A 14,137-nucleotide genomic window follows, 5' to 3' on the forward strand; every position below is an offset into this window, starting at 1 on the left:
CGGGCAGGCTGTGCGGTATCCGCATGGGGTCGCGGCCGAGAGTCGCTGCGACGAGCCCTTCCCGCACGCTCGGCCGACGGTGCGAAACGAAGCAAGGGCGCCTCCTGACCGAGGAGTGGGTACCACATCCACCGCGCCAGGCGAGATCGCCGACCGGGTTCGAACACGACCGCACGTTCATGGTCGCCGGCCTCGACGGCACATTCCGCACCCAATGCAAGCACCCCCGGCTCGCGCTGGTGCAACCCTGGCCCGACGGGGACCTGCTGAGCCTCTCGGCGGCGTGGCCGGGCAGAACATGGTGCTCAACGGCTACCGTGGGGCTGCGGCAGCTCCTCGACCCGTCCGCCTACCGCGTCGCATTGATCCACTATGGATGGTTCTTTCTGCCGTGCAGCCGGGTCGAGGACCGGCCGCGGTTCGCCTGGCGCGGCTGCCACCTGGACGTGGCCCGGCACTTCCCGCCCAAGCGCGAGGTGCTCCGGTTCGTCGAGCTGCCGACCGTGCACAAGCTCAACGTCCTGCACCTGACCGACGACCAGGGCTGGCGCGTCGAGATGCAGCGCTTTCCCGAGCTGACCCGCACCGGCGCCTGGCGGCGGCGGTCGATGGTCGGCCGGGGCGAGGAGCCGGAGTTCGACTCCCGCCCGCACGGCGGCTTCTACACCACCGAGGACCTGCGGGAGATCGTCGCCCACACCGCCCGGCACCACATCACCGTGGTCCCGGAGGTCGACGTGCCCGGGCACAGCCAGGCGGCCATCGCCGCCTACCCGGAACTCAGCACCGGCGCGCGCCCCCAGATTTGGGATTCCTGTGGCGTCAGCGCCGAAACCCTCAACACCGATCCGGCCACAGTGGACTTCTACCGCGTCGTCCTGGACCACCTGATCGAGGTCCCCCCCCCCCCCCCCCCCCCGGTGATCTGCATCGGCGGCGAGGAGGTCCCGGGCACGACCCCGGAACACGGCGTCTTCCTGCGCTCGCTCGTCGACCACATCCACTCGCCGGGCGTAGGGCGTCGGGCGTCGGGCGTCGGGCGTCGGGCCGGGACGAGATCCTGGACGCAGTGGACCCGCTGCCGCCGCAGACCATCATCGCGACCTGGCGCGACGAGCAGGCCGCGCCGCGCGCCGCGGACCGCGGGCACGACGTGGTGCTGTGTCCCGAGCACCGGCGCTACTTCGACCACCGGCAGGCCGACCACCCCGACGAGCCGATCCCCGTCGGCTTCCTGACCACCTTGGAGGACGTCTACGGCTACGAGCCCCTGACCGAGCGCGCGCTCGGCGTGCAGCGCAGGTCTGGACCGAGCACCTGGACACCCCGCGCCGCGTGGACTACGCCGCCTCCCCCCGGCCGACCGCGTTCACCGAGGTCGCCTGAAGCAGCCCCGACCGCGACTTCGCGGACTTCCGGCGGCGCCTGGTCGACCACCACTCGCCCCGCCTGGATGCCTTCGGCGTCGAGTACGGCCGCTCGGCGGCCCGCACCCGTAGCAAACCCGCCCCGGCGTACCCGGCCGACCGAGGTAGCCGGGGCCGCGGGGAAAACCCTTGAAACAGGTGTGAATCCGCCATCCCGCCCGGTAACGTCGCATTGAATGATCGATCAATCACCGGGGGTGAGGATGACGGAAGCATCGGTGAGCCTGGGAGTTCCGGTCTCCCAGCTTCCATCGCGCCTCGACCGGCGGTGGATCAGGCGACGTCGCATGGAGAAGATCCCGGACCAGCCGATCGTCCACCTGCTGCGCGACAACGACTCCGGTGCCCTCGTCGATCAGCTCTCCGGCCACCTCGGAACCGTCGTGCCGCACGTGAGGCTGGACGTCGGCGGGACGCCCGCCGAAACCCCGCGGCAGAAGTCGGTGCAGATCCGGAAGCTACTGGACAAAGCGGCCCAAGGGCTGCGCGACGCCGACTCGTGGCCGCGGATCGGCCGGCTGCGCTTCCGCCGCTACGCGCTGCTGAGCTGGCTGCTGAAGAAGAACTTGCCACCGACGAACCTGGCCCAGGCCCCGCATTCGCACACCCGGCAGCTGCTGCGCGAATACCTCCGAAGCCGCCGACCCCGGCGGGATAGGCAGCAGCCCCAGCAGGAAGCCGCACTCTGGGAGTCGGCCGCCCAGAGCCTGCCCTGGTACCTCTTCGCGCTTTCGCTCACGTTCTTCCCGCTCTACTACGCGTGGTGGGTACGCCGGGGCCGCGTCGCACGCTGGTTCATGCGGCAGCGCTACCTGTCCCCGCGCGAATCGGCGGACTTCCCCAGCTTCGCCCAGCGCCTGATCACCACGCCATCGCGCTGGGAGAACGCCGAACAGGTGCGGAAACTCCTGGTGCACGCGTTCCTGACCGACCTGGCCGAGTCGTACACCAGGAGGCTGTGGCGGTGGCAGTGGGTGCCCAAGGACTGCTACCCGGTGCTGCTGCTGCGCAACCTCGGGGATGAGACCGCCGCCAAGATCCTGGTGCGGCTCATCAACGACGTCCGCAACGAGACCGGCGTCCCCGACCCGCTGCTGGTGATCGGCAGCGGCGCGCAGCCGCTGCAGGACAGCGAGACGCCCAGCGCACCGGCCACCCTCGAAAGCTGGCCCGAGACCCTGCAGGAAGCGCGGCGCAAGCGCTCGACCACCGCCTGGTACGTGACGCTGCGGGTGGCCGGCGAGCCGTATTCGGCGGACGACGAACCCGGTGTTTCGCTGGGCCAGACGAGCCTGCCGCTGAAGCGCTCGAAGCTGCTGCGGCGCATCCCGATCCTGCTGGTGGTCCTGCTGGTCCTCGGCGGCGGCGCCGCATACCTCCAGCAGTACCAGCAGCACTGCGGCCGGAGTTGGTGGCCGTGGACCAACACCGATCTGTGGTCGGCTGGCGACGAATGCGTCGGTATCGCCGACCCTGGTTACCACTTCTCCAGCGACATCAAGGATGAGAACCTGCGCAATCGGCTCATCGACGCGCAGCAGGCGATCGAGGGCGAAAACGACCTGGCGGAAGGCAAGAACCGGGTGGACCAGGACCAGCCGCTGCCCTACATCTCGGTCGTCTACTTCAGCACCCTCACCGGCAAGGACCCCGATTCGTCGACTCTGGACGGAGTCGCCGCCGAGTTGGAGGGCTTGGCGAAGGCGCAGGAGAAGGCGCGGCTGGACGGCGGCGTGGCGATCCGGGTCGTGCTCGCCAACGGCGGCGCCTCGATGAGCCACGCTCCCGACGTCGCCGAGCGCATCGTCGAATACGCCAAGGGCACGTCGCCGGGCGAACCGCCCGTGGTGGCGGTCGTCGGGCTGGGCGGCAGCTGGGACGGGACCGCGAAGGCGATCAGCACGCTGGGTCGCAGCGGGCTGACCATGGTCGGCACGGTGACCTCGGCCGACGACTTCCCCAAGCTGAGCAGGCTTTACCACCAGGTGGGGCCGACCAATCTCTGGGAGTCCCAGGTCGTCGCGCAACACGTTCGCAACATTGGCGTCCACGACGTCGCCGTGTACTACGAGGAAGGCGACCTCTACAGCAAGAACCTGGCCGAGGACATCGGGGCGCAGCTGGGGGATTCGGCGCGGTTGGTGGACCCGCAGCGCTCCAACCCCTCCGACGCCGTGCGGTGCAGTCCCGATTCGCTGGTCTTCTTCTCCGGAAGGGCAGACCAGTTCGGGAAGTACCTGAACACGGTGCAGGACAAGTGCGTCGACCCCAAGATGCGGCCACGTCTGATGGCCGGGGACGACACGACGAAGTTCCTGCTCGACCGCCAGCTGCCGCCCGGCGTCCAGCTGGATTACATCGACTTCACCGGCCTGCGCGTGCAAGAAGGCACCGACGGCCTGGTGGGGCGGGGACTGCTCGCGTTCGACGCGGTCGACCTCGTCCGGCAGGCGGTGCGGAAGGTGACCGACGAGCAGGTGGAGGTCGACACGACACCGCTGAACGGCCAAGCCGTCTGGTACGGGATCGCCCGGCTCGGCGAGAACCCGGGCGGTATCCGCGCGAACAGCGGCGCCATCGACTTCGGCGCCCCGGCCGGACAGGTCCCGGTCCGCAAGGCGATCTCGGTGATGCGAGTCGTGGAGGCGGGCCCGGACAGCGCTCAGCCCAACGACCGCAAACCCGTACTCGTGATGCACTGCGGGAGCACCCCACGCCAAACCGGCCAATGCCCCCCGTGATCGCCCAGAAAGCGGTGAAAGGCACCTTCGAGCAACGAGGTTGCTCCAAGGTGCCCTTCAGGCCGCAGTCCTATGGGGCGAGGCAGCCGGTCAAGTCAGCCGGGGAGACCGCTGTCACGGACTCCGAAGCACATGCGACGAGGGCCAGGGGGTCTACCACCGCACTTGCAGGTGCTGCCGCAGCAGCCATCACCAGGCCACTCATCAGGAACGCGGCCGCAGCACGACGCAACATGAAGCCTCCTCTGGGAAAGAACTCGAATTCCGGTCGATCCGAATAAGCCAGGGAATCCGGACACTCGCCGCACGAGTAACCGGAATGAGCGTCACCCACCACGACACTTGAGCGGGCGACCGACCGACCGAAGGCTGCGAACGGGACCCGAGTCGGCGTCGCAGCAGGCGTTCAGCGGACGGGCTGCGGCGTCTCGGGTGCCTCGACGCGCGGGCAGCTGCGGCGTGCCCAGCGGAACACGAACACCGCGGCGATCGCGAACGCCAAGAAGAGCAGGTCGTGCCAGAAGCCGCCGGCGACGCCCTGCAAGCCGAATGTGGCGAAGTCGACTACGAAGTGCGCGGCCACCGCGACCGGCAGGAACAGCGCGGACCTGCGGTAGGCGAGCACGATGAGCGCGGCGAAGCCGACGTGGCAGGCGATGGCGATGGGCCGCTCGACCCCGGTGAGCAGGAACGTCCACCACGGACTGCCCGACAGCCGCGCGGCCGCCCCGGACGGCAACGCCTGCGGCAGCAGCCACACGACCGCCATCCCCAAGGCGTATTGCAGTCCGAACAGGACGGAATCCGCGCCGCCGTGCCCGACCCCGGCGGCGAGCGCGCCGGCTGCCGTCCTGTTGGCCCGCATGCTCCGGCCGGCGCGGAAGCTCAGGTACCGCGCGATCTCCTCGCAGACCGCGTAGGTCATCGCGGTCGCCGCGAGCAGCAGCTGCCTGTACCGAACAGCGACGGCCACAGCAGCGTCACGAGCGGCACGTTGACGACGAGATTGACGAGGAAGAAGCCCGCGGCGATCCAGAAAACGCGGCCCGGCACGGCGAACCGCCGGCGGATCCAGATGGCCGCGGCGACCGGGCCGCAGATCATGATGACGAGTTCCGCCGCGATCGCGGCGATGCTCACGGCACCCACGTCAGCTCCGCTCCCCGATCGGCTCCGCGACCGGCTGCGTGGTGATCGCCCTCAGCGCCGCCAGGTGCGCCTCGTACGCGCGGCGGCCCTTCGCCGTGAGGCTGAGCCAGGTGCGGGGGCGCTTGCCGACGTACCCCTTCTTCACCTTGACGTAGCCCGCTTCCTCCAGCGTCGACACCTGCTTGGAGAGCACCGAGTCGCTGACCTCGATGATGTCGCGCACGTACCTGAACTCGGCCTGGTCCACCGCCGCGAGCGTCGCGGCGATGGAGAACCGCACCGGCGAGTGGATGAGCTCGTTCAGTTGGTGCCGGGGATGCGCTCCGCCGCTCATCCCCTGCTCCGGCTGTGCGCGACACCGGCGCCGACGAACGCGATCGCCGCCATCACGACCCCTCCGCCGAGCCACCACTGCCACACCTGGGACATCCAATTGCCGCCGACGACGACCGTTGCGATCCAAGCCGAGGTCCACGCCGACATGACCATGCCGTGAGCGCCCCGAAGCCGCGCAGCCCCACCCTGCGGGTTGCCGCCCACACGGAGATGCCGACGACGAACACGATCCACAGCGGCGTACCCACGACGACCGCGGTCGAGTTGTCCACGAACGCGAAAACCGCGGCCAGGACGAAGGAAGCGACCCCGAACACCAGCAAGTACCGCACGTACCAGCGCCCGCCGCGACGGGCCTCGGCCCCCAACCGGTCCGCGCGCGCCAGCTGCGCGGCGGCCTCAACCTGCACCTCGTTCATGGCAGCCAGGTTCGCAACTACTTTGCAAGTTGTCAAGTAGATGTCGTACGGGCACCTACTTTCCGCAGATGGGGAGGTCAGCCCTGCTCGCCCTCCACGTATACCTTGAGGCGCTGCAGGGTGGCGTCGATCGACCGCTGGTTCTGCTTGGGCAAGCCGGTGCGGGCCACCAGCTTCGGCATCATCGCGGTGTAGTCGTAGGTCTCGGTGACCCTGGTCGCCGAGTCGCCCTCCGGCGCCAGCTCGTACCGCCACCGGCCGGGCAGCATGTGCCGCCACGCGATCAGCCGGTTCTCCTCGTACTCCACCACGGTGTTGGTGATCCGGTAGCCGACGCCCCTGCGCATCCGCATCCCGAACTTGGATCCGAGCACCAGCCGCTGCGGACCGCTCATCTCCCCCTGCACCGTGCCGGAACCGTCGATAACCGAATGCTTGCGCGGATCCGCCAGCACCGCGAACACCGCCTCCGGCGGAGCCTCCACGACCACGCTGCCCGAAACCGAGAACTCGTTGTGCACCATGCCGCCGAACGTAATCGCCCCGGGTAACGAACCCGAAACGGCAAACCGAGCGACCCGTGCGTGCTTTCAGGCGCGATAGCACCTAAAAGCACGCACGGAAGCGGCATCTCCTCGCCCGGCCGCGGTCGTGAGCGCGAACACGGCGTCGAGGCCGCATTCGCGCTCACGACAGCTCAGTCTCCGGACAGCACCGGGGCGAGGAAGCGGCCCGTGTGGCTCTCGTCGACCTCGGCCAGCTCCTCCGGGGTGCCCTCGGCGACGAGGGTGCCGCCGCCCGAGCCGCCCTCCGGGCCCATGTCCAGCACCCAGTCCGACGTCTTGATGACATCCAGGTTGTGCTCGATCACGATCACCGTGTTGCCCTTTTCCACCAGACCGTTGATCACGCCGAGCAGCTTGCGGATGTCCTCGAAGTGCAACCCGGTGGTCGGCTCGTCGAGGATGTAGACCGTCTTGCCGGTGGACCGCTTCTGCAGCTCGCTCGCCAGCTTCACGCGCTGCGCCTCACCGCCGGAGAGCGTCGGCGCTGGCTGCCCGAGCCGCACGTAGCCCAGACCGACGTCCACCAGCGTCTTCAGGTGCCGGTGGATCGCGTTGATCGGCTCGAAGAAGTGCGCGGCCTCCTCGATCGGCATGTCGAGGACCTCGGCGATCGTCTTGCCCTTGTAGTGCACCTCCAGGGTCTCCCGGTTGTACCGGGCGCCCTTGCACACCTCGCACGGCACGTACACGTCCGGCAGGAAGTTCATCTCGATCTTCAGCGTGCCGTCGCCCGCGCACGACTCGCACCGGCCGCCCTTGACGTTGAACGAGAACCGGCCCGGCTGGTAGCCGCGCACCTTCGCCTCGGTGGTCGCCGCGAACAGCTTGCGGATGTGGTCGAACACGCCGGTGTAGGTGGCCGGGTTCGACCGCGGGGTGCGGCCGATCGGCGACTGGTCGACCTGCACCAGCTTGTCGACGTGCTCCAGGCCCTTGATCCGGGTGTGCCGGCCGGGCACCTGCCGGGCTCCGTTGAGCTTGTTCGCCAGCACCGACGCGAGGATGTCGTTGACCAGCGTCGACTTGCCCGATCCGGACACGCCGGTGACCGCCACCAGACAGCCCAGCGGGAACGACACGTCGATCTTGCGGAGGTTGTGCTCGCGCGCCCCGACCACCGTCAGCTGCCGCTTGCGGTCGCGCGGGCGCCGAACCGCGGGCAGCGGGATCTGCTTGCGCCCGGCCAGGTAGTCACCGGTCAGGGACTTCTTGTTGTCCAGCAACGCCTTGTAGGGCCCGCTGTGGACGACCTGGCCGCCGTGCTCGCCCGCACCGGGGCCGATGTCGACCACCCAGTCCGCGCTGCGCACGGTGTCCTCGTCATGCTCGACGACGATCAGGGTGTTGCCCAGGTCCCGCAGCCGGCTGAGCGTCTCCAGCAGCCGGTGGTTGTCCCGCTGGTGCAACCCGATCGACGGCTCGTCCAGCACATACAGCACGCCGACCAGGCCCGAACCGATCTGGGTGGCCAGCCGGATGCGCTGCGCCTCGCCGCCCGAGAGCGTCCCGGCCGCGCGGTCCAGCGACAGGTAGTCCAGGCCGACGTCGAGCAGGAAGCCCAGCCGCGCCTGAACTTCCTTGAGGACCCGCCCGGCGATCATCTGCTCGCGCGGCCCGAGCACCAGCCCGTTCAGGAACGCGGCGCACGCGCTCACGCTCAGCGCGCTGACCTCGGCGATGGACAGCTCGCCGAACTCGTCGTTCGCCATCGTCACGGCCAGGATCTCCGGCTTGAGCCGGGTGCCGTCGCACGCCGGGCACGGCACGTCCCGCATGTAGCCCTCGTACTTCTCGCGGGCGTAGTCGGACTCGGTCTGCTCCAGCCGCCGCTCCAGGAACGGGATGACGCCCTCGTAGTTGGCGTAGTAGGAGCGGGTCCGCCCGTAGCGGTTCTTGTACCGGACGTGCACCTGGTCGTTGGTGCCGTGCAGCACCGCCTTCTTGACCTTGGTGGACAGCTGCCGCCACGGCGCGTCCATCCGGAAGCCGATGGCCTCCGACAGCGAGGTCAGCAGGCGGGTGAAGTACTCCGCGGTGTGCCCGCCCGCCCACGGAGCGATCGCGCCGTCGGCCAGCGACAGGTCCTCGTCCGGCACGACCAGCTCGGGGTCGACCTCCTTGCGGATGCCCAGCCCCACGCATTCCGGGCAGGCGCCGTAGGGCGAGTTGAACGAGAACGACCGCGGTTCCAGCTCGTCCACGCCCAGCGGGTGGCTGTTGGGGCAGGCCAGGTTCTCGGAGAACTTCCGCTCCCGGTTCGGATCGTCCTCGTCGAGGTCGATGAACTCGATCAGCACCAGGCCGTCTGCCAGCCGCAGCGCGGTCTCCACCGAGTCGGTCAGCCGCTGTTTCCCGCTGGCCTTCACGGTGAGGCGGTCGATGACCACCGCGATGTCGTGCTTCTCCTGCTTCTTCAGCTTCGGCGGCGCGTCCAGCGAGTGCACCACGCCGTCGATGCGGGCACGCGCGTAGCCCTGCGACTGCAGCTGCTCGAACAGGTCGGCGTACTCGCCCTTGCGCCCGCGCACGACCGGGGCCAGCACCTGGAACTTGGCCCGGTCGGGCATCTCCAGCACCTGGTCGACGATCTGCTGCGGGGTCTGCTTGCTGATCGGTTCGCCGCAGGTCGGGCAGTGCGCCTTGCCCGCCCGCGCGTACAGCAGTCGCAGGTAGTCGTACACCTCGGTGATGGTGCCCACCGTCGACCGCGGGTTGCGGTTGGTGGACTTCTGGTCGATCGACACCGCCGGGGACAGGCCCTCGATGAAGTCCACATCGGGCTTGTCCATCTGACCGAGGAACTGCCGGGCGTAGGCAGACAGCGACTCAACGTAGCGGCGCTGCCCCTCCGCGAAGATGGTGTCGAAGGCCAGGCTCGACTTCCCGGAGCCCGACAGCCCGGTGAACACGATCAGGCTGTCACGGGGCAGGTCGAGGTCGATCCCGCGCAGGTTGTGCTCACGGGCGCCGCGAACGACAAGGCGGTCAGCCACTGTGATCCCTTCGAAAAGTTCTGGCGTTGACGTGGACGCGCGCCGGCTGCAAGCAGTGCATCGGCAGGTACGCGACGTCGCCCGCCCATGCTATTCGGGGCACCTGACAGACCCGGAGCGCGTGCGGCGCGCAGTCCGCGCAACAACCACCCACTCACTCGGACGAGTGACATGCGGGCAGGTCGGCCGCGGCTCCTCCGACGATACGCAAATTCCCCCGGAATGGGCACTGTCGCCGCTGTGGCCTGCGCAATTAAGCTCGACTCTTCACCGGTCGCGAAAACACCCCCTGCATGCAGAGGTTCACTCATGGCTGACATCGCACTCGGGACCGGTGGCCGCAGCAGTGCCCAACCGGCGGCCGCCGCGCACCTCGCCCACCAGATCACCGCCCAGCTGACCGCCGTAGAGCGAGCGAGCAGTCGGCTGCTGGACACCGTCGCCGAACTGGACGAGCTGGCCGTGCGCCAGCCCAGTCTGCTGCCCGGCTGGAGCAGGGCGCACGTCATCACGCACCTGGCGCGCAACGCCGACGGCTTCCACAACCTGCTGATCTGGGCACGGACCGGGATCGAGCACGCGATGTACGCCAGCGGCGACGACCGGGACGAGGCCATCGCTGAAGGAGCGGTGCGCAGCCACCGGCTGCTGCTGGAGGACCTGGCGGCGTCCTGCGAGCGCTTCGCCCACGCCGCCCACGCGCTGCCGGCCACCGCGTGGACGGCGGAGATCGCCGACGCGGTCGGCGACCCGATGCCCGCGCACCACATGCTGCGCCTGCGCCTGCTGGAGGTCTGGGCGCATCTGGTCGACCTCGATCACGACGTGGACTTCGCCGACATCCCGCAGCCGGACGCCGAGCAGCTGCTGGAGGACGTGGTGCAGCAGTTCGGCGGTCGGCCGGACGTGCCGGCGCTGTCGGTGGAGGTCGACTTCGGCGACCACCGGCGGAGCTGGGACCTGCGCGGGACCACCTCGCCGCCGAGCCGGGTGCGCGGCGAGCCGGGCCCGATGCTCGGCTGGCTGCTGGGCCGCACCGGCCTGGACCGGCTGGACGGCGACTTCCCGAACCTCCCGCACTGGCTCTGAGGACGGCCGTTTCCGCGATTCACCGACCGCGAGCGCTCTTGGGTGCACACGGCACGTGACCAGGCAAAACGTCGATCCGCGGCCGTGCTGGCCAACGTTCGGGAAAAGGGCGTGGTCACGCGGAGCAGCGGCGCACGCCGCGACCTGCCGCTGCGTCCACGGTGGGAGCTCGCGCTGCTCGGTTCCGCGGCGCTGCCGATCTGAGCACCCGGTCGAGCTGCACGAATGCCCCGAAAGCGCGACTCTGGCGGTGGACACGTCATAGAGCAACGTGAGGGGGCGCACGATGTCCAGTCCGCAGACCGGGCCCGAATCCCAGGCGAAGGCCGAGGGGACGACAACGCCCGAACAGACGACAGCACCTGAGCAGCAGAAGCAGTGGGCGATGGCGCCTGCACAGCCAGCTGCCTCGATGTCCGGGTGGATGGCGTTCGCCGGCTCGCTGATCGCGATGGTCGGCGTCTTCAACATCATCGGGGGGATCACCGCGCTGTTCCGTCCCACCTACTACCTCGTCGGAACAGCTCAGCTGCTGGTCTTCGACTTCAACGCGTGGGGCTGGTTCTGGCTGGCGCTGGGCGTCGTGCAGGTAGTGGCCGGCGTCGGCTGCCTGTACGGGCAGATGTGGGCGCGGATGACCGGCATCGGGCTGGCCGCGCTGAGCGCGATCGCGCACCTGGCGTTCCTCGCCGCGTTCCCGCTCTGGTCGCTGCTGGTGATCGCGCTGTCGGTGCTAGTGATCTACGGCCTGATGGTGCCTCCCAGGGGGGCGACCGCCTGACCGGCGATCATCCGCCGAGGCCGCGAGCGCGGAGCGCTAGGCTCGGCCCGTGGAGCCTCAACGACAGTACACCGGACACGTCGAACCGGGCGGCGCCCCGGCGCGGCGCGAGCTCGACGCGCTGACCATCACCAAGATCTCGGTCGGCCCGATGGACAACAACGCGTACCTGCTGGTGTGCCGCCGCACCGGTGACGCGCTGCTGATCGACGCCGCCAACGACTCGGAGCGGCTGGCCGACCTGCTCGGCCACGACGCGCAGCGCCCGCGCCTGCGCACCATCGTGACCACCCACCAGCACGCCGACCACTGGCAGGCCCTCGGCGCGGTCGCCGGCCAGACGGGGTGCTTCACGCTGGCGCACCCGGCCGACGCCGAGGCGCTGCCGGTGCCGCCGGACCGCCTGATCGAGCACGGCGACACCATCGACGTCGGCGAATCCCAGCTGTCGATGATCCACCTGCGCGGCCACACGCCGGGTTCGATCGCCCTGCTGTACCGCGACCCGAACGGGCACCCGCACCTGTTCACCGGCGACTCCCTGTTCCCCGGCGGTCCTGGACGGACAACAAGTGCGGAGGACTTCACGAGCCTGATGGACGACCTGGAGTCGCGGGTGTTCAACGAGCTTCCCGACGACACCTGGTTCTATCCGGGCCACGGGGATGACTCCACACTCGGCACCGAACGGCCGAAGCTCGCGGAGTGGCGCGAACGCGGCTGGTAAGCCGAGAAGTTCCCAAACGGGGCCGCCTGAACATCAGGCGGCCCCGTTTGTCGTTGTAGGGCAACACAAACGGGGCCTCGACGGGACGGAGCCCCGCCGTGGCGCGTGGGCCTACCACTGGGCCGAGTTCAACTCTCAGCTTGATTGGAACAGTGAGGAATACGACGAGCAAGAAGGCGCCGAGGACGACGCCCCGGCAGCCTGACAACCTCAGGTGCGCAGTTGAGCCCCGGCCATCGTCGGCCGGGGCTCGGCTCGTTCGAGGATCAGCTCAGAGTCCGATCCCGTTCAGCGCGTTATCCGACCACGACGGCCCCGGCGGCGAGAGATCTGCCGCATCGGCGAGATACTGTGCTGCCGCAGCACGATCGCGCCCGGAACCGGCCCCAGAGCGGCAAGCACCCATTCCTCCGCCTCTGCGTAGCGGTGTTCGACGATTGCGTGGTAAGGCGTCGTGTATCCGACGATGATGGCGGGAGGACGTGCGCGATACTGCTGAAACGTTGGTTCCGGCCGCACCCCTTCGCGCACGTTGCAGCCGTGGCACAGCAGACCGCGCTCCAGGCCGGTGCGGTGACAGTGGTCAAGTACACAGGCTTGCCCGCCACCGCAGATTCGACGCTGAGCTTCGACCCGGCCCGTTTCCAGACCAAGCCGCCAGCCTGCTACCGGGCCTCCTGGTAGCTACCCGGACCGGACTTACACCGGCAAGCGACGACGAGCTTCTGATCAAGTCATGATCGCTGGACGATCACCTCCTGATCACTGGGCGCACCGGTTGGAGTACTAGGAAGTAGTACTGGCGGCGGCGAGCCGGTTACCGCTGGTCGGGTCGAACACGTGCACCGCTCGCTGGTCCCGGATCCCGGCGCGGATCGTGCTGCCGGTGCGAGCACCGAGGTGTCCTTCGACACGCATGACCAGTCGCTTGCCGTCGGGATCAGCGTTGGGCTGGCCGTAGACGAAGGAGTCTGCGCCGAGCTCTTCGACGAGCTGAACGGTGAGCTCGATGCCGTTCTCGTCAGGTCCCGCCGGAGTGAGGTTCTCTGGTCGGACGCCTACGAGGACCTCGGTGAGTCCGAGGGCTGCGGCGCGGGAGAGTACCTGGCGGCTCAGTGGGATGGGGGCTTCGCCGAACCGGGCGCCGTCGGCGGTGAGGGTGGCGGAGAACAGGTTCATCGCCGGCGAGCCGATGAATCCAGCGACGAAGGAGTTCACGGGGTTGTCGTAGAGCTCGCGTGGTGCGGCGCACTGTTGCAGGAGCCCGTCACGCAGCACCGCGACCCGATCCCCCATGGTCATCGCTTCGACCTGATCGTGGGTGACGTAGACCGTGGTGGTGCAAAGGCGTTGCTGGAGCGCGGCGATGTTCGCGCGGGTCTCGACGCGGAGCTTGGCGTCGAGGTTGGACAGCGGCTCGTCCATCAGGAAGACGGCCGGCTCACGCACGATGGCGCGTCCCATCGCCACACGCTGGCGCTGCCCGCCGGATAGCGCCTTCGGCAAGCGGTCCAGGTAGCGGGTCAGGTCCAGCAGCCCGGCGGCTTCCTCGACCCGGCGTCGCACCTCGGATTTCGACACCTTGGCCAGCTTCAGCGCGAAGCCCATGTTCTGGGCGACCGTCATGTGGGGGTAGAGCGCGTAGTTCTGGAAGACCATCGCGATGTCGCGGTCCTTGGGCGCCAGTTCGGTGACGTCCTGGTCTCCGATGCGGATGGCGCCCTCGTCGACGTCCTCCAGCCCGGCGAGCATCCGCAGCGCGGTGGACTTGCCCGAGCCCGAGGGGCCGACGAGGACGAGGAACTCGCCGTCGGCGATGTCGAGTTCCAGCTGATCCACTGCGCGGACCGGCGGGGTTCCCGGGTAGATCCGGGAGGCGTTGCGGTAGCAGACCTCGGCCATGGGACCA

12 protein-coding genes and 1 pseudogene are annotated in these 14,137 nt (G+C 69.0%); 5 read left to right on the forward strand and 8 right to left on the reverse strand.

Annotated features, from left to right (window positions below):
* Positions 1-23 precede the first annotated feature (23 nt).
* Positions 24-1,603: pseudogene (locus DL519_RS19015) on the forward strand (family 20 glycosylhydrolase).
* A 111-nt stretch (positions 1,604-1,714) separates the two neighbouring features.
* Positions 1,715-4,168 carry a type 1 periplasmic-binding domain-containing protein gene (locus DL519_RS19020; RefSeq protein ID WP_223839253.1) on the forward strand — a complete coding sequence of 818 codons (2,454 nt, stop codon included), beginning with the start codon at positions 1,715-1,717 and terminating at the stop codon, positions 4,166-4,168.
* Between the two features lie 406 nt (positions 4,169-4,574).
* On the opposite strand, the gene DL519_RS19025 is transcribed toward DL519_RS19020, so the two are convergent.
* The 6 genes from DL519_RS19025 to uvrA form a co-directional block, all read right to left on the reverse strand.
* Positions 4,575-5,093: a YhfC family glutamic-type intramembrane protease gene (locus tag DL519_RS19025; protein ID WP_190816763.1), complete on the reverse strand. Its 519-nt coding sequence runs from the start codon at positions 5,091-5,093 to the stop codon at positions 4,575-4,577.
* Positions 5,090-5,308 carry a hypothetical protein gene (locus DL519_RS19030; RefSeq protein WP_190816764.1) on the reverse strand — a complete coding sequence of 73 codons (219 nt, stop codon included), beginning with the start codon at positions 5,306-5,308 and terminating at the stop codon, positions 5,090-5,092. Before DL519_RS19030 ends, DL519_RS19025 begins: the two co-directional genes overlap by 4 nt.
* Before the next feature lie 10 nt (positions 5,309-5,318).
* Positions 5,319-5,651, reverse strand: a complete 333-nt coding sequence (locus tag DL519_RS19035; RefSeq protein WP_190816766.1) for a winged helix-turn-helix domain-containing protein — start codon at positions 5,649-5,651, stop codon at positions 5,319-5,321.
* A 52-nt stretch (positions 5,652-5,703) separates the two neighbouring features.
* Positions 5,704-6,072 carry a hypothetical protein gene (locus tag DL519_RS19040; protein ID WP_190816769.1) on the reverse strand — a complete coding sequence of 123 codons (369 nt, stop codon included), beginning with the start codon at positions 6,070-6,072 and terminating at the stop codon, positions 5,704-5,706.
* Positions 6,073-6,149: 77 nt separating this feature from the next.
* Positions 6,150-6,596: an SRPBCC family protein gene (locus DL519_RS19045; protein ID WP_190816771.1), complete on the reverse strand. Its 447-nt coding sequence runs from the start codon at positions 6,594-6,596 to the stop codon at positions 6,150-6,152.
* 173 nt (positions 6,597-6,769) lie between these two features.
* Complete coding sequence (uvrA, locus tag DL519_RS19050) at positions 6,770-9,631, reverse strand: excinuclease ABC subunit UvrA (RefSeq protein ID WP_190816773.1); 2,862 nt, start codon at positions 9,629-9,631, stop codon at positions 6,770-6,772.
* 309 nt (positions 9,632-9,940) lie between these two features.
* Between uvrA and DL519_RS19055 the strand changes: the two genes are divergently transcribed.
* From DL519_RS19055 to DL519_RS19065, 3 genes are all read left to right on the forward strand, one after another.
* A complete protein-coding gene (locus tag DL519_RS19055) occupies positions 9,941-10,720 on the forward strand; it encodes a maleylpyruvate isomerase N-terminal domain-containing protein (protein ID WP_190816775.1) in 780 nt (259 codons plus the stop codon).
* A 286-nt stretch (positions 10,721-11,006) separates the two neighbouring features.
* On the forward strand, positions 11,007-11,501 hold the full coding sequence (locus DL519_RS19060) for a DUF7144 family membrane protein (protein ID WP_190816777.1): 495 nt from the start codon (positions 11,007-11,009) through the stop codon (positions 11,499-11,501).
* A gap of 49 nt (positions 11,502-11,550) precedes the next feature.
* The gene (locus tag DL519_RS19065; RefSeq protein ID WP_190816779.1) at positions 11,551-12,228 is read left to right on the forward strand and encodes an MBL fold metallo-hydrolase; all 678 of its coding nucleotides are present in this window, start codon (positions 11,551-11,553) and stop codon (positions 12,226-12,228) included.
* A gap of 288 nt (positions 12,229-12,516) precedes the next feature.
* Here DL519_RS19065 and DL519_RS50175 read toward each other — a convergent pair whose 3' ends face one another.
* Both DL519_RS50175 and DL519_RS19075 read right to left on the reverse strand, forming a co-directional pair.
* Positions 12,517-12,876, reverse strand: a complete 360-nt coding sequence (locus DL519_RS50175) for an endonuclease domain-containing protein (protein WP_190824067.1) — start codon at positions 12,874-12,876, stop codon at positions 12,517-12,519.
* 138 nt (positions 12,877-13,014) lie between these two features.
* The gene (locus DL519_RS19075) at positions 13,015-14,130 is read right to left on the reverse strand and encodes an ABC transporter ATP-binding protein (protein WP_190816781.1); all 1,116 of its coding nucleotides are present in this window, start codon (positions 14,128-14,130) and stop codon (positions 13,015-13,017) included.
* Positions 14,131-14,137 lie beyond the last annotated feature (7 nt).

The organism is Saccharopolyspora pogona, assembly GCF_014697215.1.
Lineage (GTDB): Bacteria > Actinomycetota > Actinomycetes > Mycobacteriales > Pseudonocardiaceae > Saccharopolyspora > Saccharopolyspora hattusasensis.

Coding starts and splice junctions, on each gene's coding strand:
- DL519_RS19020 (WP_223839253.1), top strand. CDS start 1,715: ATGGAGAAGATCCCGGACCAGCCGATCGTCCACCTGCTGCGCGACAAC.
- DL519_RS19025 (WP_190816763.1), bottom strand. CDS start 5,093: ATGACCTACGCGGTCTGCGAGGAGATCGCGCGGTACCTGAGCTTCCGC.
- DL519_RS19035 (WP_190816766.1), bottom strand. CDS start 5,651: ATGAGCGGCGGAGCGCATCCCCGGCACCAACTGAACGAGCTCATCCAC.
- DL519_RS19040 (WP_190816769.1), bottom strand. CDS start 6,072: ATGAACGAGGTGCAGGTTGAGGCCGCCGCGCAGCTGGCGCGCGCGGAC.
- DL519_RS19045 (WP_190816771.1), bottom strand. CDS start 6,596: ATGGTGCACAACGAGTTCTCGGTTTCGGGCAGCGTGGTCGTGGAGGCT.
- DL519_RS19055 (WP_190816775.1), top strand. CDS start 9,941: ATGGCTGACATCGCACTCGGGACCGGTGGCCGCAGCAGTGCCCAACCG.
- DL519_RS19060 (WP_190816777.1), top strand. CDS start 11,007: ATGTCCAGTCCGCAGACCGGGCCCGAATCCCAGGCGAAGGCCGAGGGG.
- DL519_RS19075 (WP_190816781.1), bottom strand. CDS start 14,130: ATGGCCGAGGTCTGCTACCGCAACGCCTCCCGGATCTACCCGGGAACC.